Here is a 24360-nt window from a genome sequence, read left to right on the forward strand (position 1 = left end):
ATTACCAGAGCTGCCCATCAAGTTTGAAGTCGATAATCAGGATGATGCCAACTGTTACTACCATGTAGATCACGCTGATCGCCGCGATCGACGGGTCGTAGCCGTACCGCAGCATCGAGAATATCAGGATCGGGACCGTTTCCGTTCCCGGTCCGCTCACGAACAGCGCGACCAGATATTCGTTGAGGGAGATGATGAACACGAACAACAGCCCGATGACTACGTTGGATGCGATCAGCGGTACTGTGATGGTCCGGAGCGTCTGCGTCCGGCTCGCACCGAGGATTCGTGCGGCCTCCTCGACTGCGCCGTCTATCTCGTCGAGACCGGAGCTGATCATGATAAACGGGAACGGCGAGAAGAGGACTCCATGAGCCAGCACGATCGCAAGAGTTGTCCCCCAGATATCGATGATCAGGAAAAACGCCATGAGTCCGACGGCGATGATGACCGGCGGTACCAGAATCGGGAGCACGGCCAGTCCCCAGATCGATTTCGAGTAGCGAATGTCGTATCGGTTGAGACCGAACGCAAGGGCACCACCGAGGGCTGTCGCGAGTATCGACGCCGCGACTGCGACAGTTACCGATAGCTGGATTGCACTCAGCCAGTTTGCACTGCCCAGGATTTCAGCGTAGTACTGGAGGGAGAACCCTTCGGGTGGGAACTGCAGGAAATCACCGGCCGTAATCGATACGGCGACGATGATCACCAGCGGTATAGCAAGCGCAAGGATCGCTATGGCGATGTACAGATTCGCCAGAATGGACCCGATAGACTGCCACGGAATCGACAATCCCGTACCGGTGCTCGAATCAGGTGCGTGGCTACTGGCCATCGGTCTCACCCTCCGGAGTATCGCCGACCAGTTCCGACGATCCCAGTCCCAGCACCTTCACGGCGATCAGGAAGAAAAACACCGTCAGGCCCGTCAGCACGACCGAGAGCACAGCCCCGAACGGGACGTTCATCTGTTCGTTGACCTGCTCGGTGATGATGACCGGGAGAGTCCACTCGGATGTGTTTCCAAGGAGCATGGGGACCACGTACGATCCGATCGCCAGAATGAACACGAGCGCGGTCGCTCCGGCAACCCCGTTTTTCGAGAGCGGCAAAACGACGTGCCGGATCGTCTGTAGCTTGGATGCTCCGAGGTTTCGAGATGCTTCCTCCAGTTTTGGATTGATGTTCGCAATACTGGTGTAGATTGTCAGAATTGCAAACGGCAGGAATCCGTACACCATCCCGATGATCGTGGCCAGATAGCCGGTACTGCTCGTAATCGGCTCGCTGATCAACCGGAGATCGATCAACAGGCTGTTCAGGATCCCGTTGCCCGCTAGCACTACCTGTACCGCATACGCGCGGATAATCACGGTGATCCACATGGTCGCGACGATCATCAGGAGGAGCCCCCGCTTCATTGCTGGCGAATCGACACGTGCGATCCAGTAGGCGATCGGGTAGCCGAGTGTCACACTGATGACCGTCGTGACGGCTGCGAGTTCGAGTGTCGTCATCAGGTACTGTCGGTAGATCGGCGAGTCGAACAGTCGGGCGTAGTGCTCCAGGGTGAACCCGAAGCTGTACCAGCCTGATGCCTCTCGTGGGAAGACCGTCGTTGCGAACAGATACAGGGTCGGGATCAGGAAAAAGACCACAAGCAACGTGACAGGAATACTAATTATCACGTAGCCCAAGTTGTCCGTTATCCGACTCGGTGCGACATCGCGGAACCGGTCACCGATCCCAACCGTCTTGCTACTCACCGCTGTACACCCCCATTGCCGGTTCGGATGCGTCTGTCTCTATTGCTGGTTCGGGATCGGGGATCACACGAGAGTCGGCAGGATCGAACGACAACTGAACCCGATCGCCCTCGTTGACCGACTGTCCGTCGGACTGATCCTCGACGATCAGTTGGCCTCCGTGCTCGGAGGTGATATAATACCTGGCGACGGAGCCGAGCAGATGGATGATGTCGACGGTACCGGTCATCGCATTCTCGGGTCGCGTATCGGTCGTCTTCGACATGGTCAGGTCCTCGGGCCGGACCAGCACCTGCACGCTCGCGCCCGCGCCATACGAGGTGTCGTTGACGACGAACTCGCCGGCGTCTGTCGTGACTGTCGATCGGCTCCGGCCGGAATCGGACACGGTACCGGGGAACAGATTGGATTTCCCCATGAAGTCCGCCACGAACGTGGATTCGGGGTCATCGTACACCTCGTCGGGCGCGCCGATCTGAGCGAAGTGGCCGTCATCCATGATGACGATCCGGTCGGACATCGTCATCGCCTCCTCCTGGTTGTGAGTCACGAACACCGTCGTGACGCCGAGTTCCTGTTGGATCTTCGTGAGCTCGGTTTGCATTTGCTCGCGGAGTTTCTCGTCTAGCGCCGAGAGCGGTTCATCGAGCAACAGGATCTCGGGCTGCAAAGCCAGCGACCGGGCAAGGCCGATCCGCTGTTGCTGGCCACCCGAGAGCTGTTCGGGATACCGGTCAGCCGTCTCTGGCATCTCGATGAGCTCGAGCATCTCCTCGACTCGCTCGTCCATCTCCTCCTGTGTGAAGCTCTCGTCGGACACTTTCATGCCATACGAGATGTTCTCGGCGACGGTCATGTGTGGAAACAGTGCGATCGACTGAAACACCATCCCGATATCACGCTGGTCCGGCGACAGGGCGGTGATATCCTGACCGTTCATCGCGATCGAGCCACTCGTCGGTTGAATAAAGCCGGCGATCATCCGCAGCGTGGTCGATTTCCCACAGCCGCTCGGGCCGACGAGGGTGACGAATTCGCCTTCCTGCACATCGAGGTTGACATTGTCGACTGCTCGTACCCGGCCGTCGTAGACCTTGGTCAGATTGTTCAGGCTGAGATGTGCCCCGGCGCTCATAGTACCATTTCCCTCCAGGTCTCATCGAGGAACTCCTCGTGTTCGATTTTGGCCTGATGGTTCGGGCGCATCGCCGCATCCACACCGGGACCGAAGATACGGTCTTGCAGCTCGTCGTCCATGTCGAGCAACTCGTCTTTGACGGTTGGGTACGTGTAGAGGTTCTCGGAGATGTTTTCCTGAACCTCCGGGCGGAGCGTGTAGTTGATGAACTCGAGAGCTTCCTCAGGGAAGTCGGTCGAGTCGAGAATTACCCAGTTTGCGTCGTTCTGGACAGCTCCCTCCTCGGGGAAGTTCGTGGACACGGGAGCGCCATCGTCTTCCATCACCAGCGTCACGTCGTGAAACAGCGATGAGACCTCGACGTTCTCGTCGAGCAACGCCTGCTGTGCTTCCGCTTCGCCGTCGTACCATAGCCCGACGTTGTCGGTCACTTCCTGGATCTTTTCCATGATCTCTACGAGGCCCTCTTCGGTATCTTGGTGGTCGGTACCGCCGAAGTAGATCTCCGAAGTTATATCGAGCAACGTCGTCTGTGAGGACTCACTGAGCGCCCAGTTGTAGTCGTTTTCCCAGAGCGCCTCCCAGCTGGTAACCGGTTCGTCCAACAGATCGGTCTGGCTCACGATCGTTCCGAACCAGCCGTATGCGCCCACACCCGTGACTTCCCCAGTTTCCTCGTCGTACGACACCAGATCGTCAACGGCGTTGTCGATGTTCGGCACGTCCGACTCCTCGTAGGTGTACCAGTTACCCAGCCGTTCGCCACGGATCCGGTTCACTGGTGATGCAGCGACAAGGTCGATCGGTGCCTCTCCTGCCTGTACTGCGGAGTTTAGCTGGAGCGGTTCACCCGCGCTCGAACCAGCACTGCTCTCGACTGCAATACCGGTCTCCTCCCGGAAGGGGTCGATGAGATGTTCATCGAGTACTTCCTGAAACACACCGCCAAAGAACTCGACTTCGAGCGGATTGCTCTCCGTCGGTTCGTCGGTGTCTTCGTCACCGAGACAGCCGGCCAGTCCGCCGACTGCTGCCACAGCTCCTGCTTTGATAAATTTTCTTCTACTCGAATTATTTCTGCCGTACGTAGAGCTTTTGCCACTCATACTAACAACTTGTAGCATAATCTCAGTCTATAATAGGCTTCTGTCCATATTGATGAGTGAGGTACAGTCGGCTGAATAGTGTGTTGCAGACACTAAGTGGCACCTATGATGTTCAAATATTTTATTATGATAGCATTTGGATGGATAAAAACCAAAATTCAATCTGCAAAGCTTATATTGTGATTATTTAAACTATGTGAAACGGACCCCGCTGGTGCAGGATAGTCTCTAACAACTGCTGACGGTAGTGGCCGGCAACTGCAACGAGCGATCTACGGAAACAGCAACCAGAGTGCCCTGGGGTGTGGGGAAGACGGCAGCTCTCGAACCCTTTGCCCCGACGACAGACGTAGACTGGACGGTATCAGGACATAAACAGCCGCCGGTCCGCGCGCTCGTGGCCCATCCCCATCAGCTCGGTCGTCGGCGCGAACGACCACATGGCGTCGAGCGGACGGTTATGATACCGATCCACGACCTCGGTGAGTACCGGGCGGAGTTCATCAAGGATACGCTGAATGTCGGTGTGAGCCAGACGTCCGAGTCGCTGGGCCGCACCGAGCAGGTCGGTGACAAAGGAGTAGCCATGGACCAGACAGGCTTGCTCACGGGAGAGCCCTCGTTGCTGTGCGATGGCCGCCAGCGCGACGACGTAGTTCCCCGGTGCCCGCCCGTCCTCGACTGCGGCGAGATACGCCGGCGCTGTGGTACCGCCATCGAACAGCGAGAGCACCTGCTCGCCTGCTTTCTCCGAGCTCTCGCGAAACTCCGCCGGTACCGTCATCGAGTGAAGCCGCCGATCGATTTCGATCAGGGCCTCGCCGTCCTCCCGAGCAGCCGCTGTATGTGCGTTCCCCAGCGCGACGATTTCGGCCGGACCGACGACGGACCGCAAGTAATCGTCGAGCACTGCCCGAAGATCCGCGGCGTCGTCGATCCGGTCCGTCTGGATGAACTGTTCGATCCCATACGAGGCCGTGTACGCGCCAACGGGGAGAAACGAATCAGCGAGTCGGAGCGACGTCAGGAAGGCGTCGGCGCTGGATTCAGTCATGCCCGTGGCCCTCTTTGCTGTGTTCTCCATCTCCACGACCGTGGTGGTTCTCGCCGTGGGAATGGCTGTGGTCATGATCCCCGCCCGCGTGGGAATGACCGTCCTCGTGTGAGTGTTCGGCTGCTTGCTCGCCGTCGAGAAACAGCGCGGGATCGACGAACTCGTAATCGAGGTCGGCTCCTGGTGGGAGCACCTCGGAGAACACGTCTTCGACGATACGATGCTCAGCTTCGACGGCGACGTAGGCCGTCCCGCCCTCGACGGCAAGATCCCAGTGTTGATTACCGACACGGTGGCCAAGCTCCAGAGCGGTTGACAGCGCCGTCTCCGTGGGGAGGTCGATCGTCAACGCCTCGCGCTCCTCGAAGGAGACGACGATCATCCGGTCGTCGTCGTGATACAGCACGTCCCCGTCTTCCAGCTCGGGCTTGTCGACGAGGACGCCCAGATCGGTCCCTGCCTCCGTGTGAACGCGTAATCGTGACTTCTTTCGCTCGCTCGCATCCAGCAGTACGCGTTCGAGCGTTCCTGCGGAGTCGTGTGCCTCGGCGGCCTCGCCGAGCGCGTCGTCGTGGTTCGTGTTACCGATGATGTGGTCTACAGTGTACATTGTCAGAACTTCCGTAAGTCGGGTGCTGGCGCGTCGATCAGGTGTCGTCGCAGCGCATCCCAGGCGTCCCCGAGTGTCGCTGTCACGTCCGCCGACCGGTCGCCGAGGACACGAACGGCGATCCCCGCGTCGTCGGCAAGCGTCGAGGACCCGGCGAGGATCTCGCCCGCGGGCCCCTCTTCCGTGGGTTGTCCATCAGCCAGCCGATCGTGAACCGTGTCGCTCAGCGTTGCCGCGTCCGAGCCCGGAGAGATGGCGTACAACGTCCCAACGATGCCAAATTCGCCGAAGACGCCCGGTGTTCTCGGGTCTCGCGTCTCGGGGTCGAGGACGACGGTGTCGGTCAGACAGCGTTTGCCGTGGGACTCGGCGGTCACGCTGGAGTGAAACCGGTCGAAACTGAACGGCGCGTGCTCCGAGAGGCCATCAGGGACGAGCGTGTCGGTACACAGGACGGTGGAGTCCTCGTCGACAGCGACATCGATGGTCTGGAGGCAGCGTGCATCGCGGTTGAGGATCGTCGGGTCCGGTACGTATTCGAGGTACGAGCCGCTGCTGGCCGTAAGCTCGACCCCGAGATGAGCGAAATTGGCCTGCATCGAGTGGACCTTCGTGGCCCCCTGTCCCGTGACACTGGCCAGCGCCCCCGCTTCCGCGTCGACGGAGAGTCGGTGCCGATCGCCCTGAACGACGCCGCCGGTCGGCGTCTGGACACAGAGCGAGGCCATCCCGTCGCAGGGGTCGTGGCCGAGTGGTCCGGTGTGATGGAAGGGCACACGGGAGTAATCCCTGAGCATCCGCGTTCCCGAGGGACCCCCCACGAAACGAGCTTCGAGCACGCCGTCTTTGCCCACCGTCCCGGCTGGGATCTGATCGAGCGGTTCGCTGGCGTACTCCGCGAACGCCGGCGGGAGGGTGACACCGTCGCCGTCAGGTGTCGTGTCGAGCCCGCTCATCAGGCAAAGAGCACGTTGTGCTCGATCCGTTCGGCGACGACATCGAGGTTCTCCTCGGCCTTGCAGTCGGTGAAGACGAACTCGTCGTCCCCTCTGACCTCACGCGTATCCCGGGCCATCAGGTCCAGATCCGCATCGACGTACGGCGCGAGATCGGTCTTGTTGATCACGACCAGGTCTGACTGGGTGACGCCCGGCCCGCGCTTGGCCGGAATGTCGTCGCCTTCCGCGACCGAGATGACGAACATGAAGTAATCTGCGAGTTCGGGATTGAACGTCGCAGCGAGGTTGTCACCACCGCTCTCGATCAGGACGATGTCAAGTTCGGGATGCTCCTCGACGAACTCGTCGACTGCCGAGAGGTTCATCGACGGGTCCTCCCGGATCCCCGTGTGCGGGCACGCACCGGTCTCGACGCCCCGCACGAGGTCGCCTGGCACGGTCCCGGCGACGGATTCGCGGAGTCGGTCGGCGTCCGCCTGCGTCATGATGTCGTTGGCGATGACGCCGACATCGTAGCCGCGTTCGCTGAGCCGCGGTACGAGCCGCTTTACGAGTGCCGTCTTCCCCGATCCGACCGGACCGCCGAGCCCGACCTTGGCGACGTCGCGGTAGTCCATCAGTCGCCCTCCATGGTCCGCATGTGGTCGTCGATCGCCTCTAACTGGTCGGTCGTATCCGCACGGATCGGCTCGTGGACCGTCACGAGCTTGGTCCCGTCTGGGAAGACCGGTTCGACCTGAATCATGTCGACCATCTCCGGGACGCCCTCCATGACGTCCTCCCGTGAGAGTAACTGTGTCGCCTCCGAGCGCAGCGTGGCGACGTCTTTGCCCTCACGGGCACCTTCACAGACCCAGTCGGAAATGTACGCCACAGTCTCCGGGTGGTTGAGTTCGATCCCGCGTCGTTTGCGTTTGCGTGCCAGTTCCGCCGCCATGAACACCGTCAGGCGCTCGTCTTCCTTGGGGGTGAGTTTCATAGTCGGGACACCTCAGAGCATGTACCGCTGTGCGAGTGCGATCTCCTCGGCAGGTTCGCAGGTTACGTGCTCGCCGTCGATCGATACCTCGAAGGTCTGTGCGTCGATCTCGATCTCGTCGGGACAGTACGTGTTGTGCAGCATGTCGGCTTTCCGGACCTCCCGCAGCCCTTCCACGGCAACGGTATCCGTTTCGAGACCGTACTCCTCGCCGACGCCGGCGGCCTCTGCCGCCTCGCTGACAAACGTGATACTTACATCGTTCTTGGCCGTGCCCATTGCACCAGCGCGTGGACGCGAAACGACGGGCTCGCAGGTCATCAACGAGCCGTTGGCCTCGCCCATCTCGCTCCACGTCGGGAAACCGCCTTTGATCACGGTGTGGGGCTTGATGCCGAAGAAGTCGGGCTCCCACAACACGAGGTCAGCCATCTTGCCGGGTTCCAGCGAGCCGACGTAATCGTCGATCCCCGCGGTGATCGCCGGATTGATCGTGTACTTGGCGACGTATCGCGCGATCCGGGCGTTGTCCGCGTCGGTCCCTTCGTCCTCGGGTAGCGGACCGCGCTGTCGTTTCATCTTATCCGCAGTCTGCCACGTCCGGGCGATGACTTCGGCCTGTCGTCCCATCGCCTGGGAGTCGCTGGTCATCATACTGATCGCTCCCTCGTCGTGGAGCACGTCTTCTGCGGCCAGCGTCTCGGCACGGATCCGTGATTCCGCGAAGGCGACGTCTTCGGGGACGTCCGAGTCGAGATGGTGACAGACCATCACCATATCGAGGTGCTCGTCGACGGTGTTCGTGGTAAACGGCATCGAGGGGTTCGTCGACGAAGGGAGCATGTGCTGGTGGCCAACGAGCTCGAGGACGTCGGGCGCGTGACCGCCGCCCGCCCCTTCGATGTGGAACATGTGGATCGCTCGCTCGCCGATCGCATCGAAGGTGTGCTCGACGAAGCCGGACTCGTTGAGCGTGTCGGTGTGAATACAGACCTGAATGTCCTCCTGTTCGGCGACATCCAGACAGGTGTCGATCGCTTCGGGGGTCGTCCCCCAGTCCTCGTGTAGCTTGAGACCACACGCTCCCGCCTCGACCTGTTCGTGGAGCGAGCCGGGTTTCGAGGAGTTGCCCTTACCGTAGACGCCGACGTTCATCGGCCACTCGTCGGCCGACTGCAGCAGTCGCTTGATGTTTTCGGGACCAGGTGTACACGTCGTTGCACCGCCGCCGAAGCCACCCCCCAGCATCGTCGTGATGCCCGACCCGAGCGCGTGCTCGAACAGCTGTGGGCTGTTGAAGTGCACGTGAATGTCGAGCGCACCCGGCGTCGCGATCATCCCATCCGCCGGGATCGTATCGGTGTTCTGTCCGATCACCATGTCCACGCCGTCCATCGTCGCCGGGTTTCCGGCCTTGCCGATCCCGACGATTTCGCCGTCCTTGACACCGATGTCGCCTTTCACGACCCCGAGAGTCGGGTCGATAATGACGACGTTCGTGAAGGCCCAGTCGAGTGCGCCCTCGGCGCTACCCGTACCCGGGGCCATCCCCATCCCGTCACGCATCGTCTTCCCGCCGCCGAAGACGGCCTCCTCACCGGGGGTACCGTAATCAGTCTCGATCTCGGCGATCAGCTCGGTGTCGCCCAGCCGAAGCCGGTCACCTTCAGTCGCTCCGTACAGGTCGGTGTACTGCTGCCGTGAGAGCTCTCGTGTCATTCCGTCACCCCCAGAAAGCCGCGCTCGCTCGCCCGTTCCAGCGCTCGCTGCTTCACGTCGTCATCGTGGATATCACCGTTGGTGAGTCCTGCCATTCCCTGAACGATACCGTCCCCACCGATCGTCACCAGCGGCACGTCTCGCTCGGTGCCGGGCTCGAACCGGATCGCCGTCCCTGCCGGGACGTTCAGCCGCATCCCGAATGCAGCTTCGCGATCGAAATCGAGCTTCGGGTTTGCCTCGAAGAAATGGTAATGAGAGCCGACCTGTACCGGCCGGTCGCCGGTGTTCTCGACCGTGACTTCGGTCGTTTCACGCCCCGCATTGATCTGTACCGGATCATCCGTCCGAATCAGTTCGCCCGGTACGACCCCGTCAGACACGCCGTTCACCCCCCGTGTGGGTAGTAGTACTTTCGTCGAGTACGCTCATACTGACTGGTCGTACGAACAACGTCTGTATGATGGTTCGTATTGGCGAAAAAACCGCCATTGCTCTCTGCAATAGAACGCGAATGTCACCAGAAGCTGGAAAATATCACCGATCGGTCGGAATTAATACGTCTTTTGAGACTCCCGTTGACCGCCTGCCCACCGTCGACTCCCGGGTCATCGGGGACTGATGGCTCGTCGGTCGACCGTCGTGATCGCCACCGCGACGAGATAGACTCCGATGGCGATAACTACGATTGTTGCCCCCGGGCGCAGACTGTACTGCCAGGAGAGCGCAAGGCCGCCGAGCACCGAGAGCTCCCCGACGACGATGGAGCCGGTCATCGCCCCACGAAAGCTATCCGCGACCTGCGACGCGGCGGCAACCGGAACGATCAGCATGGCGGCGACGAGAATAACGCCCAGGATCTGCATTGCGCCCACGACGACCAGTGCCGTCAGTACGACAAGCAGTCCGTTGTACCGCGAAACGGGGAGTCGTGCAACCCGGGCCGCCCGCGGATCGAAGGTGATAAACAGGAGCTGTTTGTACGTCGTCGCCACGGTCCCGACGACGATCCCGGTGAGAATCGCCATCAGCGCGACGCTTCTGTCGTCGGTAATCGAGATACTCCCGAACAGATAGCTGTTGATATCGACGAACGCGAAGCCCCCACCCAGATCGAGAAAGAGTGCCCCCACCGCGAAGCTCCCGGTCAGCACGATCGCGACGGGGACATCACCGTGGGCGTCGGTCCGATCGGCGAGCAGTTGGACACCGACGGCACCGACGACGGCTGCACCGAGTGCGGTGAGCAAAAGTGGCGTCTCCCATCCGGATGCGCCGAGCACGAGTGTCCCGAACGCAACACCTGCGAACGCGGTGTGAGCCAGCGTCTCGCCGATCAGCGCCATCTCCCGGTGAACCAGGTAGGTGCCGACGAGCGGGCCGATCAACCCGATGAAGATCCCGGTGGTCACTGCGTTCCACATGAAGCCGTAGCAGGCGATCCGCGTCCCTGCCGATTCACCCACTGCACACGCACGCTCGAAGAACCGCTCCGGCATGAGTCCAAAGGCGATGGCGACGAAGCCGAGCAGGAACGGGGCGGAGACGACCAGCGCGATGGACTCCAGTCGGCGGCCAGTCGGTCGAGAGATCCCATCCATTGGCGACGGCTACTTTGCACCCAGTGCTTTCGCGAACGCCGGGAGATTGATCTCTTCCATCTGGCTGAGGTAACTCCCGACCCCCTCTTCGTCCCACTCCTGGGTGACGCTCTCGGCGGGTGAGACCATCTCGATGTCGACCTCGTGGTCGGCCTCGTCGGCGATCACCGTCGCGATATCGTTCCCGTCGAAGTAGTCCCAGAGGATGCAGTCGATACCCTGGTCCTCGACGAGCCCGACAGTCTCCGCGATCTCGTCGGGCGCTGGCTCGTGATCCGGCGAGAGCCCGACCGGCGTGTGGATCTCGAACCCATACCGGTCGCCGAGATAGCGAAACGAGTCGTGGCCCGCGATGACTACTACGTCGTGTTCGCGGTCGGCGAGGCTCTTCTCGTACTGCTCGTGCAGGTCGTCGAGTCGCTCGATGTACGCCGCAGCGTTCGCCTCGTAACTGTCGGTGTTCTCGGGATCGAGTTCGACGAGTGCATCCCGTATGTTCCGGATCCCCTGCTTTGCCCTGAGCGGGTCGGTGAAGAACTTTGCGTCGTGCTCACCGTGGGTGTGATCGTGGTCGTGACCGTCATCGTCGTGACCGTGTCCGGTATCCGAATGTCCCGCGTCGTCGCCGTCGTCAGACGCACCGACCGTCGTGGTCGCCGGTGGTGCTTCCCAGCGAGGCTCGCCGTCCTCGACGAGCTGGAACACGACATCGACCGTCCCGACGGCTTCCCCGTGCAGGTGAACGTGATCGCCGTGGCTCTCGACATCGAGCGCGCTGCCGCCGTTCTCGACGCGGGCGTCGAGTGCGTACGGGGTGTCATCGCCCAGCGGAACCTCGACACCGTCCTCGTCGGTAACGACTGCGCCGAGTGAAACGTGCTCCCCGAGTGGAACATCCGACGGCCCACCGTGCCAGTGGTCGCCGTGGGCCTCGCCGACAGGCTGGTCGATCGAGCGATCGATCAGCTCGATAGCGTGTATTTGGCCGATTTCGTCGTCGTGATCGTCCCCGTCGCTATGTCCACCGTGACCGTCGTACTCCAGTAGCTCGATCCCCGCCAGTGCGTCGACGAGGAGGACCTCGTCCTCGTGCTCGTCGCGTACCTGCTCTGCAGCTTCTCTGGCCCAGGGCTGGAACCCATCGATATCGAGGTAGACGAACGCCTGTGACTCGACGATCGAGGGGAGCATATCGACCGACGGCGTCCAGCCATGTCCGTGCCCGCCCGTGGGAACGGCGTTTTCGACCTCGTACGCATCACCGGCTACTGCGCGTGTGAATTCCGCGAGCGTAAAAAACGAGGCGAACAGATCACTGTCCTCTGCGGACAACGTACACCCGGCAAGCACAGTTCCCGTCATCAGCGCCCCGGAGCCACGGAGCAGATCCCGTCTGGTCGTCATTGGGGGTTCGTTCTGAAGCGCCCTTTTAGACGTTTCTGTATTATTCCTATGTAGAATAATAATATTCAACTAGCTATTCCGTCATAACTGCGCCAGACCACGAGTATATACGGCTCGAACTGGAGAGCCCAGTATGGCAGACAGTGTGGAACGGGTGAGCCTCACGACTGATCCGGAGTTGATCGACGAGCTCGATGCGGTCGTCGAAGAATGGGGATACGCGAGCCGGTCGAAGGCGTTCCGGGACGCCTTGCGGCTGTTCCTGACGGATCGACACTGGGACGACGATACCGACCGTCACCACAGCGGCTCGATCACGATCGTCTACGATCACGACGTTCCGGGTCTGAACGACGAACTGCTCGATATTCAACACGACAACGAGGAAGTGATCGTGTCGACACAACACGTCCACTTTGCTGCACACCGCTGTCTGGAGACGATCGTCGTCGACGGTCCCGGCGGTTCGATCCGGGAGCTGGTCCATCGAATGGAATCGCTCGGTGGCGTCAAGCAGGTGCGGTTCATCGCAGTCTGAACTGGTGAGGTCCGTGCTGATCGAGAGTGCTGGAAACAGATGATCCCACGATATAGTCCCACGTTCGTCCGGAGATGCGGTATATAATACTACTACTGATGTAGTATTAGGGAATTTATGAAAGCGTTTATAATCAGTGTCCGGCCCGGGTTCGTATGGTCATCACGAGTACCGCGAGCAAAGGATATCAGCGAGCCATCGGCAAGTTCTACTCTTTTGCCTGTCTGCTGACCGTCACCCACGTGTCGCGTCGGAGTGTGGTCCCACCCCCGATCCGGCAGCCGGTGCGGCCGGACAACACACCGCCTGAAGACTACTGGTCAGTATATCCATGACCGGGACCCCCGGTAGTGGGGGCGATGGCGGATCGACGCGAGAACGCCGTATTTCGGAGGACGATCGTAGCCCGGAGTTCGAGAAGCCCCCTCGACTGATCATACTCTCGGTCGTCGCCAGTACGTTCCTCGTGGGGTTTGGTGGCGGGATCGTTTTTCCGATCTTTCCGACGATCGGGACTGTGCTCGGCATTTCGCCAGTACTGGTCGGGGTGATTCTGAGTGCAAACCGGTTCTCGCGGCTCGTTTCGAATGCCCCCGCCGGTGCGTTCGTTGACGCCTACGGAACCCGAAGACCGTTCGTCATCGGGCTCGGTATTCAGACGATCGCGACAGTTGGCTACGTCGTGGCGCTCCAATCGTCCCTCCCGGGCGTCTGGTTCTTCATCGCACGGGTGCTCCATGGGGCCGGCAGCGCGCTCGTGCTCGCGACCTCCTACACGATCATTGCAGATGTCACCAGCCCTGAGTCCAGAGGCACCAGCATGGGACTGATCCGGGGCGGGAGTATCCTCGGATTTCCCACGGGGCTGGTCATCGGCGGCGTCATCAGCGAACTCGCCGGCAACGCCGAGGCGTTCCTGTTTGCCGCCGGGTTCGCGCTGATTGCGACTCTCCTGGGCGTTGCATCGGTTCCGGAAACCCACGTGACAGAGCGGGATAATCGGTCACTCGAACCGTTGAACGTCGACACGAGTCTCCCGACGGTCACGCTCGGCTGTGTCAACTTCGGCATCTGGTTCGGGTATCTCGGGGTGTTGCTCGCGTCGCTGGTGTTGTTCCTCGAACGCGCCGACATCAGCGTTCTGGGGTTCGGTCCACAGGGCACGTCCGGCATCTTCATGGGCGCGACGATTCTCGTCGAGGTAGTCACAATGACTGTCGGTGGCTACATTACCGACGGTCGACGATCGCGGGTCCCGACACTGCTTTGCTCGCTCTGTCTGTTCTCAGCCGGGCTAGCGATCTTGCCGTGGGCCCGGTCCGCTGAGCTGCTGATCGGTGCATGTCTGATGGTTGGGATCGGTTCCGGTGGGACGCTCGGACCGCTCATGGCACTGCTGGCTGATTTCACGCCCAGTGACCGGATGGGGCGGGCGAGCGGCTCGATCAACGTTTTCAGTGACATCGGCGGAGGGCTGGGCCCGGTCATCGGTCTCCCGCTGATCGATCGAATCGGGTTCACGGTCGTCTACACAGGCTCCGCGGTCGTCGCCCTGTTTGGAGCGGTCTGTCTGCTCGCCGGACTGTATCTGCAGACCGGTCGGCTGTTTCCCGCCACGGGAGCGATCACGAAGCGGGCCGAGGTTGATTCCTGACAGATAGACGGCGGACGCCCGCGTCTTCAGGCGCGGGAGGATGTCAATGGGTCGTCCGTGGCTCGTGATGGCCGATACGAGCCGGAGCCATCGAACAGGCTGAGAGACAGGTCACCAATTTCCGTGATAACTGGCTTTAACACGGAGAGAACTCGCTATTATTGGAGGATCCACACATATTTACCGCGAGGATGCCACAAGCACCCATGGAAACGGATGCAACACTTCTACACGGGGGGCGGGTGTATCCGCTGGGCGAATCCACCGCTTCGTCGGACGCCATCAGGTTTGAGGACGGCGTCGTCTCGGGTGTAGGCATTGGAGCACGCGAGAGGAGTTCGGCCCGTCGGATCGACCTCGACGGACGCGTCGTCGTGCCCGGGTTTCACGATGCCCATACACACGTTCTCTGGGTCGGGCTCTACGAACGGGAGACGGATCTCGGCGGCGTGGAGAGCAGACGGGACGTGCTGGCGCAGCTGGCCGCCAACGCTGGTCGCACCGAACCAGGGGAGTGGGTACTTGGATTCGGCTACGACGAGAGCGGATGGGACGACGATACCCGACTTCGCCGGGCGGAGCTCGACGACATCAGCGATCAGCACCCGATCGTCGTGCAGCGAGTCGACGGACACACGCTCTCGCTGAACACGCGAGCGATCGAGCGCCTCGAGTTCGCCGGAGCGGACGGTGTCGAGCGAGACGCCACTGGCACGCCGACCGGAATCGTGGTGGAGGAGGCCGCAGGACTCGTCCAGCGCGAGACATATCCCGACCGCGAGCGTGCGCGTGAACTGCTCGACGCCGCCTGCGACCGATTGCACGAACTCGGTGTCACGTCCGTCCAGGATATGGCGGGGCTAACGACACCCAGTGGAACGGGCGATCCCATGCATGCAGCCTTCCAGCGGGCCCGACGCGACGGCGAGTTGTCCCTCCGGATCGGCTACTACATCCACGTCGAGCGTGCCGAGGAACTGGCAGCCCTCGAGCTCGCATCCGGGTTCGGAGACGACCGACTCCGCATACTGGGTGTCAAGCTGTTCGTCGATGGATCGATCGGCTCCAGAACCGCGAAGCTCGACGGCGAGTTCGCTGACGATCCCGGCAACACGGGCGAGTTCGTGATCGACCGCAGTCAGCTCGACTCAGTTCTCAATCAGGCGGCAGAGCGCTCCCAGCGGGTCGCCGTCCACGCGATCGGCGACGCCGCGATCGACCGGGTTCTGGACGCGTTCGAGACCGTCGCCGATCGGTACGAGACGTCCCCGCCGAACCTCCGTATCGAACATCTCGAGTTGGCGACCGACAGCCAACTGGACAGGGTCGCGTCGATCGACGCTCTCGCAAGCATGCAGCCGAACTTCCTGCAGTGGGCCGGGGACTCGGGGCTCTACGCCGATCGGCTCGAATCGCGCTGGCACGGCCGGACGAACCGACTCCGCGATGTCCGGGATCGGGGGATCGATCTGGCCTTCGGCAGCGATACGATGCCGTCCGGGCCGCTGTACGGGATCCACCACGCAGTCAATGCACCGACCGCTGCCCAGCGGCTCGACGTCGGCGACGCGCTCAGGGCGTACACCCACGGGGGTGCAGTCGCGGAGGGGACCGACGACTGGAAAGGCACGCTAGAACCGGGGATGGTTGCCGATGCGGTTGTTCTCGATAGCGATCCCTTCGAGCGGCCCGGGACGATCGAGGACATCTCCGTCGTTGGAACGATCGTCGACGGGGAGATCGTCTACGATGACGGAGTGACGTGACTGTGGTAACCTGACTGGGCACCGTCGATCCGATTCCCGTCCGGATTGCGGGGTTATATACGGATCACGGACTGATAGCTCCATAATGAGCGGGAACGACGAGTCGGAGCCGCCGGAGCACTCGACCGGCGGACAGGCCGATGAGACGAGCGCACCCTCCACTGAGGCGGACCACGAGCCGGCGGTCGCGTCGGACGGCTTCGCGAGAGCTGATACATCCCCGGGGGCGGAGCGAACGGGGAAGGAATCGGAGCCACCCGCCGACACGGAGACGGTCGACAGCGTGACGACCGACGATTTGCGAGAACAGCTCGAAGACGTCGACGCGGCAGCGCTCACCGTCCCCCCGCAGTCGCTAAACCCGAAAGTGCGGATCGTCTGGATCGTCCAGTCGCTGATCTCTGCGACCTTCCTCGGGGTCATCGCGGGAGCGATCGAGTTTGCAGTCCTCGATGTCGGGATCTGGGTTGGTCCCGCCGTCTTCGGCGTGTTCGCCCTGCTCGGCGTCGTCCACGCCATCCTGCGATACCGCGTCTGGGAGTACGAGGTGCGCGAGGACGCGCTCTATCTCGAACGTGGGGTCATCACGCGCGTCCGTACCGTCGTGCCGTACGTCCGCATCCAGCACGTCGACGCCAGCCGTGGGCCGGTCGAACGGCTAGTCGGGCTCGCGTCGTCGGTCGTCTACACCGCCGGTTCGCGCGGCGCTGACGTGACGATCCCGGGCCTCACCGCCGACGGGGCTGACGACCTCCAGCATCGGCTCAAGCAGATGGCGATTCTGGCCGAGGGCGACGACGCCGTATGAGCACGAAGCTGCACCCGCTTTCGGTACCCTACCGGAGCGTCCAGACGGCGCTTGGCCTGCTCTGGATCGTCTTCCTGATCGGGTTTTCGGGGACCGCCGTCATCGGTGGGACGACCGGGGCACTGATCTTCGGCGCTGCGATCCTCGCCGGACTCGTCGGCGCAGTCGTCTGGGAGTTCCTCTACTTCCAGCGCTTCGAGTACGAGCTGACCGACGACACGTTCGATCTGGTCTCCGGCGTCGTCTCGCGGCGAAACCGTGAGATCCCCTACCGGCGGATCCAGAACGTCGGGATCAGTCGCAACGTGATCCAGCGACTCGCCGGCATCGCCGAGGTCTCACTGGAGACCGCCGGTGGGAGCTCAGCCGAAGCACAACTTCGCTACGTCAGCTTCGAGGAAGCAAAGCGCCTGCAGAATGAACTGAGTCGGCGGAAGCGACGCCGCTCGGCGACAGAAAGCGCAGCGGAAACGGATGACGAGGGTGTTTCCGAACGTGAGACCGAGCAATTGTTCGAGATCACCGAGTGGGAGTTGGCGGTCCTCGGTGTCGTCTCGATCGATCTGCGACTGATTCCGCTGTTGACGCTTGCGATCCCGTTTCTCTCGCCTGCACTCGCGGATCCTGCGCTGTGGGCTGGCCCCCTGTACGTCGTCGCACCGCTTGCTGCTATCGTGCTCTACCTGCTGACATCGATCGCTAGCGGGATTATCTCGGTGACGAACTACTACGACTTCCAGCTCGTTCGGACGGGCGAGGAACTCCGATTCGAGCGTGGGCTCCTCCAGCGGTACAGTGGGACGATCCCGCTGGAGAAAGTCCAGACGTTGACGATCAGCGAGAACGTTCTCGAACGCGCCGTCGGCTACGCCTCCTTGCTCATCGAGACGGCGGGCTACTCGCCGGGCGAGGCGGGCGGCTCCCAGTCGGCCATTCCGATCGCGAAACGCGAGCGCGTGCTCCGGCTCGCCCAGTCGATCGAACCGTACGGTGACGTCGAGTTCGAGCGTCCACCGAAACGCGCCCGTGAGCGGTACTTCTTCCGCTATCTCGGCGTGCTGGGCGTCCTGACCGGGCTCGTCTTCCTCGCCGAGCGCTTCTTCGTGCCCGGGCTGGAGTGGTACTGGATGCTACTGGGCGTGATTGCGGTGCCGATCGGCGCACATCTCAAATGGAAACACCTCGGCTACGCTCTGGTCGACGATCACGTCGTCACGCGGGCGGGCTTCTGGAATCGAACCACGACGGTGGTCCCGTACCACCGCGTCCAGACCGTGCTTGACAGCCAGACGATCTTCCAGCGTCGCCGCAAGCTTGCGACGCTCACGATCGACACCGCCGGCTCCAGTAGCTTGATCGGCCAGGACGCCAGAGCGATCGATATCGACCGCGAGCGAGCGAACGAGCTACGCGAGGACGTCGCCGACAGGTTGCAAGAATCCCTCGCAGGCCGGACCGCGCCCGAGGACAAACTGTTCGATCCCGCGGGGACGGAGACGGCGGGGGCCGAGGACTCGCCCTCGGTGTCGCCGGGTGAGTGAGCGTGTCAGCGCTGTTTCCCGAACGGATCGAGACCGAGCGACTGCGCCTCGAACGCCTCGGTCACGAGCACGTCGACGTCTTCGAGTATCACGAACTCTGTTCGGGCGAGCGGACGGATATCGAGGCCATCACCCGCTACCTGCCGTGGGACCCACACGAGAGCGTCAAGGAGACGAGCGAGTATCTCGACTCGCTCGAACGGAAGTGGGACAGGGGAGAGCGCGCAGAGTACGTAATCCGGCCGAAACCCGGTGAGGACGGCGAGGGTGAGATCGCTGGCGCGGGGGGACTGATCGTCGACTGGGAGACGCTAACCGGGAAACCGGCGATCTGGCTCCGAAAACCGTTCTGGGGGCGGGGGTACTCCGGCGAGCGGGCCGCCGCGATGATCGAGCTGGCGTTCGAGCGACTCGATCTCGATCTGGTGGCCGTCCCGGTCCAGGACGGAAACGAGCGCTCCCGGGCCGCCGTCGAGCGGTACGTCGACGAACACGGCGGGCAGTACGACGGCATCGTCCGCAACGCGACGCGGCGGCCCGATGGCGAGATCATCGACCACCATCGGTACACGGTCACGGCCGAGCAGTACGACAGCTAGTGGGCAGGCGGAGACCTCCGAGACGCGTTCATTGGGGCGTCGAAAGTTCTCCTTGCACTCGAAGACCACGGTGTCGACGCTGGACTTTCGCTTTTCTACCACCTTTGCACAGGCGAAAGGGATTTGAATATGAATATGATATGGATATGTATGGGTCGAAGCAAGGAGCGTACGGTCGGTGAACGCGGACAGGTCACTCTACCGAAAGAACTGCGAGAGAAACTGGGTATCGACGGAGGTGACGAGGTACTCGTCCACGAAGAGGACGGGAAGATCACGATCGAGAAACCCATGAGCCGCGAGGAAATAGCTGAGGGCTATCGACAGTATGCGGCAGACGCAGAAGCTCTCGAAGCCGAGATGGCTGGCGTGTCTCGCGAGGCCAACGACCGTCTTGGCGATTCTCCGGAGTGGTAATCGATGGACGTTCGCCGTGGAGATATCGTCATCGTCGAACTTGATCCGACAGAGGGGTCAGAACAGCGAGGCACGCGACCCTGTCTGGTCGTGCAAAACGATGTCGGAAACGAGAACGCCCCGACGACGATCGTCGTCCCCTTCACGACGTCGCGAGGGGACAAACTGTATCCGTTCGAGGTGCTCGTCACCGCTGCGGAGTCCCCCCTTCGAGAGGATTCAGTCGCGCTCTGTAGTCAGATTCGCACGGTTTCGATCGAGCATCGAATCACGGAGTCGATTGGCTCTGTTCCGGATTCTCGGATGGAAGACGTCGATTCGGCACTCGAATACAGTCTCGGTTTGACGGAACGCTAGCGGGACTCCCGCTGTTCGGCCTTGTTCAACTCGATCAGGAGCCGAAAGATCGCTTTGACGAGGTTCCGGTCGACGTCGAACATATCGGCGTTCTCGCTCGCGCGAGCCATCACCGCCTCCTCCTGGGATTCGTCGGTCGTCGGCAGGCCCTCCTGTTCTTTTACCTGTGCGATCGTGTCGGCGACGTACGTGCGCCGTGCGATCAACTCGACGATCTCGTGGTCGATATCCTGAATCTCCTCGCGGAGCTCGTCGAGGCTCATCTCGTCCGCGCGCCCGCCGATTGTGTCGTTGTCAGCCATGTGGTCCCACGTCTCTTGTTCCATGTCTCTTGTACCCCTTCGAGTGCTTTTCGGTCGCCGATGGCAACGACGCTCGGGCCGGTGCCCGACAGCGAGACGCCGTAGGCCTCGGGAAGCGCCTCGATGGCGGGCGCAGTCGGGAACTCCAGGGCCGCGCTGAAGGCAAAGCCGTTGACGGTCATCGCCAGCCCGTACCGGCCGTCGACGGCGAGTTCTGCGACCAGTTCGGCGACCGGGGCGATCCGGTGACAGCGCTCGGCGTCGGCGTCGGCGCTAAAGGCCTGTTCGGGTGGCGTGTATACCAGCACGTCCCAGTCGACGGTCTCGTGGGAGAGCAGTTCGTCCTCGGTGTTGTCGGTGACCGTGACGCCACCGAGCATCGACGCGGAGGCGTCGTCGAACGCGCCGGTGATCGTGACGCCGACGTCACGGGCCGCTTCGACGCCGAGCAGACAGGCCGTCTCACGCTCGACTTCCTCGGCTATCCCCAGCGCATCGAGCGTGGCGAGAACCGTTGCGTTCGCGGCCGCACTCGAACTCTTGAGCCCCGAGGCCATCGGCACCTCGCTTTCGGTGCTGACAGTGCCCCCCTCGCCATCGCCGTAGCGTTCGGTTGCCAGCTCGACACAGCGCTCGATGAGCCGGGTGTCGGCGTCGGGTGCACCGTCGATATCTCCCGTCACGGCGTCGGCGTCACTGTCCAGCGAGACCGTCGCAGTCGTGTACTCGTCGATCGCGAAGGCCGATCCCTTCCCGCTCGCGAGCGCGTTCAGGATCGTTCCCGCGGCCGGGGCTTCGGCGCTACCGTTCATACCGTGACAGAGTTAGAAAGTCCACTTACCTCTTACCTTTCTCCGGGAGACGGCGAGGGCTCGATCTCCGAGGAGAGCAGGTCGAACAGGTGCGTTCGCAGGACTTCGGGATCCGCAACGACCGTGTCGGCGGGCGAGAGATCCGTCTCCCGGTTGCCCGCGCCGCGAAGTGCGATCGTGTAGGCACCGGCGGCTGTCGCGGCCGCGATCCCGTGGGCGGAATCCTCGACGACGATACACCGCTCCGGATCGACGCCGACCTGGTCGGCTGCGGTCAGATACGGCGTCGGGTTCGGCTTCGACGGTCCGTCGATATCGGTCGAGGAAACGACCACGTCGTATGCGTCGTGGAGCTCGAACCGGTCCAGCACCAGCTCCACCCAGTCCCGGCAGGACGCAGAGACGAGGCCGAGCGCCACTCCCGCGGCGCGCAGGTCCGTGAGCAACGCCTCGTAGCCGTCCAGAAGCGTCGCACGTTCCAGATACACTTCCTCGGCGTATTCGTCGTACAGACCGACGAACTCGTCCCTGTCGACCCGTAACGTAACCTCGTCCATCGATTCGAGCCGTTCGTACGAGTCTTCGGGACTCAGTGCTCGGATCGTCTCGATATCGATTCCCTCCCCCGCGGCAGGCAGGATCTCTTCGGCTTCGAGCTCCCGCCAGGCGTTCGCAGTCGCGACCGTGACGCCGTCCATGTCGAACAGCACGGCCTGATACTCGCTCATAGATCTAGCGAGAACCCCTCCAGTGTCTCCGGGTTGACGACGTGCATCGGACGCTCGCCAGCGGCCAGCGCCTCGATATCGGCGACCGTCAGCTCGGTATGACGGTCGATGACGCCCTGGGAGGCCGAACCGATATGTGGCGTCAGGACGACGTCGTCCCGGTCAAGCAACGGGTGGTCCTCAGCGATCGGTTCCTCGTGGTAGACGTCGAGCGCAGCCGCACGGATCTGGTCGGCTTCCAGCGCCGATAGCAGAGCCCCATCCTCGACGAGCGCCGCACGAGCCGTGTTGACGAAGTACGCGTGCTCGGGCATGGCCGCGAACTCCTCGGGGCCGATCATCCCCCGCGAGCTCGGCGCGACCGCAGCGTGGAGGCTGACGACATCACTGCGCGAGCACAGCGCTTCTAGCTCGTCGACTTTCTCCACATCGAACGGCTCCATCTCGACGTGGTCGACGAACGGATCGTACGCGATGACGTCCATCCCGAAACCAGCGCTCGCCCGTTTCGCGACGCGTCGACCGATCCGACTGAACCCGACGAGCCCGATCGTTCGGCCGTGTAGCTCCGGCCCCCGCAGGGTGGTGTACGGCGAGTCAGCGCCGATCCCCCAGGTGACGTCCTCGCGCTCGCCGCCCGCGGAGGCGTCCTCGCGTGGCTCGCCCGTATACTGTCCTGACCGGAGCCGTCGATCCGCGAGCGCGATGTTGCGCGTCGCTGCGAGCAACAGCCCCATCGTGTGATCGGCGACCGTCTCGGCGTTGCGGCCCGGTGCGTACAGCACCGGGATCCCGCGCTCCGTCGCCGCACTGATATCGACGCTCGCATCGGGACCACCGCGCGGACAGGCGATCAGCTGGAGGTCGTCGGCTGCGTCCATCAGCTCGGCCGGGACGCCATCGAACCCCGAGACGAACACTGACACTCCCTGTATCTTCTCTTGTAGCGTCTCGACTGAGTGTCGTGATGGGCGATCCTCGATCGGATCGAACTCGACATCGAAGCCGAGCGCAGCTAGCCGTTCGATACCGTTAGACGAAAAATTCGACGTGACAAGCGCTTTCATGCGGTACGGTGACAGCTCCACTGCTTGCTACTCGGCATCGAATAAATATTTTCCGACGGTCCCCACATTGCCGGAGTCAGCGCCCACGAACGGGGCGTTTTTCCCCCTGTCCACCCAACCGTCGGCTATGAGCGCACGCAACGATGTCGCACCGTCGACGCTCGGCGTTTCCCTCGAAGAGTCGGGGATTACGGTCGAGTATCTCGACGGGCGAGAAGTCTTCTATCACGGGCCACCACAGAAAGCAGACGGGAGAGTTCGGACAGCACCCGGAAAGCTCGTGCAGGTGCTCGTGACTGCTCCGACGGAGACGGAGGGCGTGATGATGTACGTCAACGACCGGAACACGCACGACTCGATCCTCGAAACGACCGGGGTCGGCCGGGTCTTCGTCGATCCCGGAGAGGAGACACAGTTGTTCCCCGGCGTCCACGCCCGGGCAGAGGGTCACTCGGTTATCGTCGAGGCCGACCCCGAAGTCGCGCGAGGGCGCGTGTTCGTCTTCGCCGAGGACGAGTTGAGCGAGCAGGCTTACGAAATCGTCGACGAGAGCGACGAGGAGTAAGATGCCGCTTCGCACACAGTGGCGCGACCTCGATCGGTCGGCTGCGCGAGCCGCGCCGAACCGGTACGGCGTCGTGGAATACGGCTCTGCAGACGGTGAGGTTCTCGCCGTCGAGACCGGGATGCTCAAAGACGTACTCAAAAGCGCAGTGGGCTATCGGGATGCGGCTGCGGTGCGGTGGAAAGAAACGCAGACCAGAGAGCAGGCCGAAGAGCTGGCTGCAGAACACCGCTCTCGGCTCGACGACTGATGACCGGCGGCACCTACACCCTGTTGATCGAACTGCCCAGCTCGATTGAAACTAAAATCGGCGCGCTCGGAACCCACGAGTTTCCCACTGGCTGGTACGCCTACACCGGCAGCGCCTTTGGCGCGGGCGGCTTTTCCCGAATCGACCGCCATCGCCGCGTCGCATCGGGCGAGCACGACGTCCGTCACTGGCATATCGACTACCTGCTGGGCCATCCAGCGACGGCGCTCGCGGACGTCGTGCGCCAGCCCGAGGAAGACGTCGAATGTGCGGTTGCCGAGACGCTTCCCGACTCGCCAGTGGCCGGCTTCGGGTCCTCGGACTGTGACTGTCCGGCGCATCTGGCGTACGAATCCGACGAAGCGTCGCTCCGGGCGGCGATTCGGACGGCCTACGCCGACGAAAAACCGATGGGTTAAACCCACCCCACGGACTACACCGATTTGCGTGCGAGGGTAGCCAAGCCTGGAAACGGCGGCGGACTCAAGATCCGCTCCTGTAGAGGTCCATGCGTTCAAATCGCATCCCTCGCACTGACGGCCCACACGGGCTCACAACAGTGCGGCAAGACGGAGCGTCTTGCCCTCGCAAACTTCTCATGTGGTGTACTCGGAGAA

At 62.3% G+C, this 24360-nt stretch carries 28 protein-coding genes and 1 tRNA gene; 12 read left to right on the forward strand and 17 right to left on the reverse strand.

Features of this window, described 5'->3' with window-relative positions:
- Position 1: 1 nt before the first annotated feature.
- From AArcS_RS02780 to AArcS_RS02840, 13 genes are all read right to left on the reverse strand, one after another.
- A complete protein-coding gene (locus AArcS_RS02780) occupies positions 2-838 on the reverse strand; it encodes an ABC transporter permease (protein WP_238478903.1) in 837 nt (278 codons plus the stop codon).
- The gene (locus AArcS_RS02785; protein WP_238478904.1) at positions 828-1769 is read right to left on the reverse strand and encodes an ABC transporter permease; all 942 of its coding nucleotides are present in this window, start codon (positions 1767-1769) and stop codon (positions 828-830) included. Before AArcS_RS02785 ends, AArcS_RS02780 begins: the two co-directional genes overlap by 11 nt.
- Positions 1762-2904: an ABC transporter ATP-binding protein gene (locus AArcS_RS02790; RefSeq protein WP_238478905.1), complete on the reverse strand. Its 1143-nt coding sequence runs from the start codon at positions 2902-2904 to the stop codon at positions 1762-1764. The genes AArcS_RS02785 and AArcS_RS02790 overlap by 8 nt, the downstream gene beginning before the upstream one ends.
- Positions 2901-3944, reverse strand: coding sequence for an ABC transporter substrate-binding protein (locus tag AArcS_RS02795; RefSeq protein ID WP_238478906.1), 1044 nt, complete (start codon positions 3942-3944; stop codon positions 2901-2903). Before AArcS_RS02795 ends, AArcS_RS02790 begins: the two co-directional genes overlap by 4 nt.
- A 433-nt stretch (positions 3945-4377) precedes the next feature.
- A complete protein-coding gene (locus tag AArcS_RS02800) occupies positions 4378-5067 on the reverse strand; it encodes an urease accessory protein UreF (protein WP_238478907.1) in 690 nt (229 codons plus the stop codon).
- Positions 5060-5677, reverse strand: a complete 618-nt coding sequence (ureE, locus tag AArcS_RS02805) for an urease accessory protein UreE (RefSeq protein ID WP_238478908.1) — start codon at positions 5675-5677, stop codon at positions 5060-5062. Before ureE ends, AArcS_RS02800 begins: the two co-directional genes overlap by 8 nt.
- A gap of 2 nt (positions 5678-5679) precedes the next feature.
- Entirely contained in the window at positions 5680-6633 is a 954-nt protein-coding gene (locus AArcS_RS02810; RefSeq protein WP_238478909.1) for an urease accessory protein UreD, read from the reverse strand.
- A complete protein-coding gene (ureG, locus tag AArcS_RS02815; RefSeq protein ID WP_238478910.1) occupies positions 6633-7253 on the reverse strand; it encodes an urease accessory protein UreG in 621 nt (206 codons plus the stop codon). Before ureG ends, AArcS_RS02810 begins: the two co-directional genes overlap by 1 nt.
- On the reverse strand, positions 7253-7615 hold the full coding sequence (locus tag AArcS_RS02820) for an urease subunit gamma (protein WP_238478911.1): 363 nt from the start codon (positions 7613-7615) through the stop codon (positions 7253-7255). The genes ureG and AArcS_RS02820 overlap by 1 nt, the downstream gene beginning before the upstream one ends.
- Positions 7616-7627: 12 nt before the next feature.
- Positions 7628-9334 carry an urease subunit alpha gene (gene ureC, locus AArcS_RS02825; protein ID WP_238478912.1) on the reverse strand — a complete coding sequence of 569 codons (1707 nt, stop codon included), beginning with the start codon at positions 9332-9334 and terminating at the stop codon, positions 7628-7630.
- Complete coding sequence (locus tag AArcS_RS02830; RefSeq protein WP_375139629.1) at positions 9331-9726, reverse strand: urease subunit beta; 396 nt, start codon at positions 9724-9726, stop codon at positions 9331-9333. Before AArcS_RS02830 ends, ureC begins: the two co-directional genes overlap by 4 nt.
- A gap of 216 nt (positions 9727-9942) precedes the next feature.
- The gene (locus AArcS_RS02835; RefSeq protein ID WP_238478914.1) at positions 9943-10935 is read right to left on the reverse strand and encodes a metal ABC transporter permease; all 993 of its coding nucleotides are present in this window, start codon (positions 10933-10935) and stop codon (positions 9943-9945) included.
- Positions 10936-10944: 9 nt separating this feature from the next.
- Positions 10945-12339, reverse strand: coding sequence for a metal ABC transporter solute-binding protein, Zn/Mn family (locus AArcS_RS02840; RefSeq protein ID WP_238478915.1), 1395 nt, complete (start codon positions 12337-12339; stop codon positions 10945-10947).
- Positions 12340-12472: 133 nt separating this feature from the next.
- Here AArcS_RS02840 and nikR point away from each other — a divergent pair, with 133 nt between their 5' ends.
- From nikR to AArcS_RS02880, 8 genes are all read left to right on the forward strand, one after another.
- Positions 12473-12877 (forward strand): nickel-responsive transcriptional regulator NikR, encoded by a 405-nt coding sequence (nikR, locus tag AArcS_RS02845; protein ID WP_238478916.1) that lies wholly within the window; start codon positions 12473-12475, stop codon positions 12875-12877.
- Positions 12878-13208: 331 nt separating this feature from the next.
- Positions 13209-14531 (forward strand): MFS transporter, encoded by a 1323-nt coding sequence (locus AArcS_RS02850; protein WP_238478917.1) that lies wholly within the window; start codon positions 13209-13211, stop codon positions 14529-14531.
- A 206-nt stretch (positions 14532-14737) separates the two neighbouring features.
- Positions 14738-16297: an amidohydrolase gene (locus AArcS_RS02855; RefSeq protein ID WP_238478918.1), complete on the forward strand. Its 1560-nt coding sequence runs from the start codon at positions 14738-14740 to the stop codon at positions 16295-16297.
- Positions 16298-16595: 298 nt separating this feature from the next.
- Entirely contained in the window at positions 16596-17105 is a 510-nt protein-coding gene (locus tag AArcS_RS02860) for a PH domain-containing protein (RefSeq protein ID WP_238479965.1), read from the forward strand.
- Complete coding sequence (locus tag AArcS_RS02865) at positions 17102-18646, forward strand: PH domain-containing protein (RefSeq protein WP_238478919.1); 1545 nt, start codon at positions 17102-17104, stop codon at positions 18644-18646. The genes AArcS_RS02860 and AArcS_RS02865 overlap by 4 nt, the downstream gene beginning before the upstream one ends.
- An 11-nt stretch (positions 18647-18657) precedes the next feature.
- On the forward strand, positions 18658-19245 hold the full coding sequence (locus AArcS_RS02870; RefSeq protein WP_375139644.1) for a GNAT family N-acetyltransferase: 588 nt from the start codon (positions 18658-18660) through the stop codon (positions 19243-19245).
- 150 nt (positions 19246-19395) lie between these two features.
- Positions 19396-19662, forward strand: coding sequence for an AbrB/MazE/SpoVT family DNA-binding domain-containing protein (locus AArcS_RS02875; RefSeq protein WP_238478920.1), 267 nt, complete (start codon positions 19396-19398; stop codon positions 19660-19662).
- Positions 19663-19665: 3 nt separating this feature from the next.
- Positions 19666-20019 carry a type II toxin-antitoxin system PemK/MazF family toxin gene (locus AArcS_RS02880; RefSeq protein ID WP_238478921.1) on the forward strand — a complete coding sequence of 118 codons (354 nt, stop codon included), beginning with the start codon at positions 19666-19668 and terminating at the stop codon, positions 20017-20019.
- Here the strand turns inward: AArcS_RS02880 and AArcS_RS02885 are convergent.
- The 4 genes from AArcS_RS02885 to AArcS_RS02900 are packed head-to-tail and all read right to left on the reverse strand — an operon-like array spanning position 20016 to position 22949.
- Entirely contained in the window at positions 20016-20321 is a 306-nt protein-coding gene (locus tag AArcS_RS02885; protein ID WP_238478922.1) for a chorismate mutase, read from the reverse strand. The two genes, AArcS_RS02880 and AArcS_RS02885, sit on opposite strands and share 4 nt — an antisense overlap.
- Positions 20279-21133 carry a shikimate kinase gene (locus tag AArcS_RS02890; RefSeq protein WP_238478923.1) on the reverse strand — a complete coding sequence of 285 codons (855 nt, stop codon included), beginning with the start codon at positions 21131-21133 and terminating at the stop codon, positions 20279-20281. The genes AArcS_RS02885 and AArcS_RS02890 overlap by 43 nt, the downstream gene beginning before the upstream one ends.
- A 32-nt stretch (positions 21134-21165) precedes the next feature.
- Positions 21166-21861 (reverse strand): HAD family hydrolase, encoded by a 696-nt coding sequence (locus tag AArcS_RS02895; protein WP_238478924.1) that lies wholly within the window; start codon positions 21859-21861, stop codon positions 21166-21168.
- Entirely contained in the window at positions 21858-22949 is a 1092-nt protein-coding gene (locus AArcS_RS02900) for a 2-hydroxyacid dehydrogenase (protein WP_238478925.1), read from the reverse strand. Before AArcS_RS02900 ends, AArcS_RS02895 begins: the two co-directional genes overlap by 4 nt.
- A 106-nt stretch (positions 22950-23055) precedes the next feature.
- Here AArcS_RS02900 and AArcS_RS02905 point away from each other — a divergent pair, with 106 nt between their 5' ends.
- From AArcS_RS02905 to AArcS_RS02920, 4 genes are all read left to right on the forward strand, one after another.
- A complete protein-coding gene (locus AArcS_RS02905) occupies positions 23056-23493 on the forward strand; it encodes a DUF5796 family protein (RefSeq protein ID WP_238478926.1) in 438 nt (145 codons plus the stop codon).
- A 1-nt stretch (position 23494) separates the two neighbouring features.
- Positions 23495-23743: a DUF7508 domain-containing protein gene (locus tag AArcS_RS02910; protein WP_238478927.1), complete on the forward strand. Its 249-nt coding sequence runs from the start codon at positions 23495-23497 to the stop codon at positions 23741-23743.
- Positions 23743-24162, forward strand: a complete 420-nt coding sequence (locus AArcS_RS02915) for a GIY-YIG nuclease family protein (protein WP_238478928.1) — start codon at positions 23743-23745, stop codon at positions 24160-24162. Before AArcS_RS02910 ends, AArcS_RS02915 begins: the two co-directional genes overlap by 1 nt.
- Before the next feature lie 30 nt (positions 24163-24192).
- A tRNA-Leu gene (locus tag AArcS_RS02920) sits at positions 24193-24276 on the forward strand.
- Positions 24277-24360 lie beyond the last annotated feature (84 nt).

This window comes from Natranaeroarchaeum sulfidigenes, assembly GCF_017094485.1.
Lineage (GTDB): Archaea > Halobacteriota > Halobacteria > Halobacteriales > Natronoarchaeaceae > Natranaeroarchaeum > Natranaeroarchaeum sulfidigenes.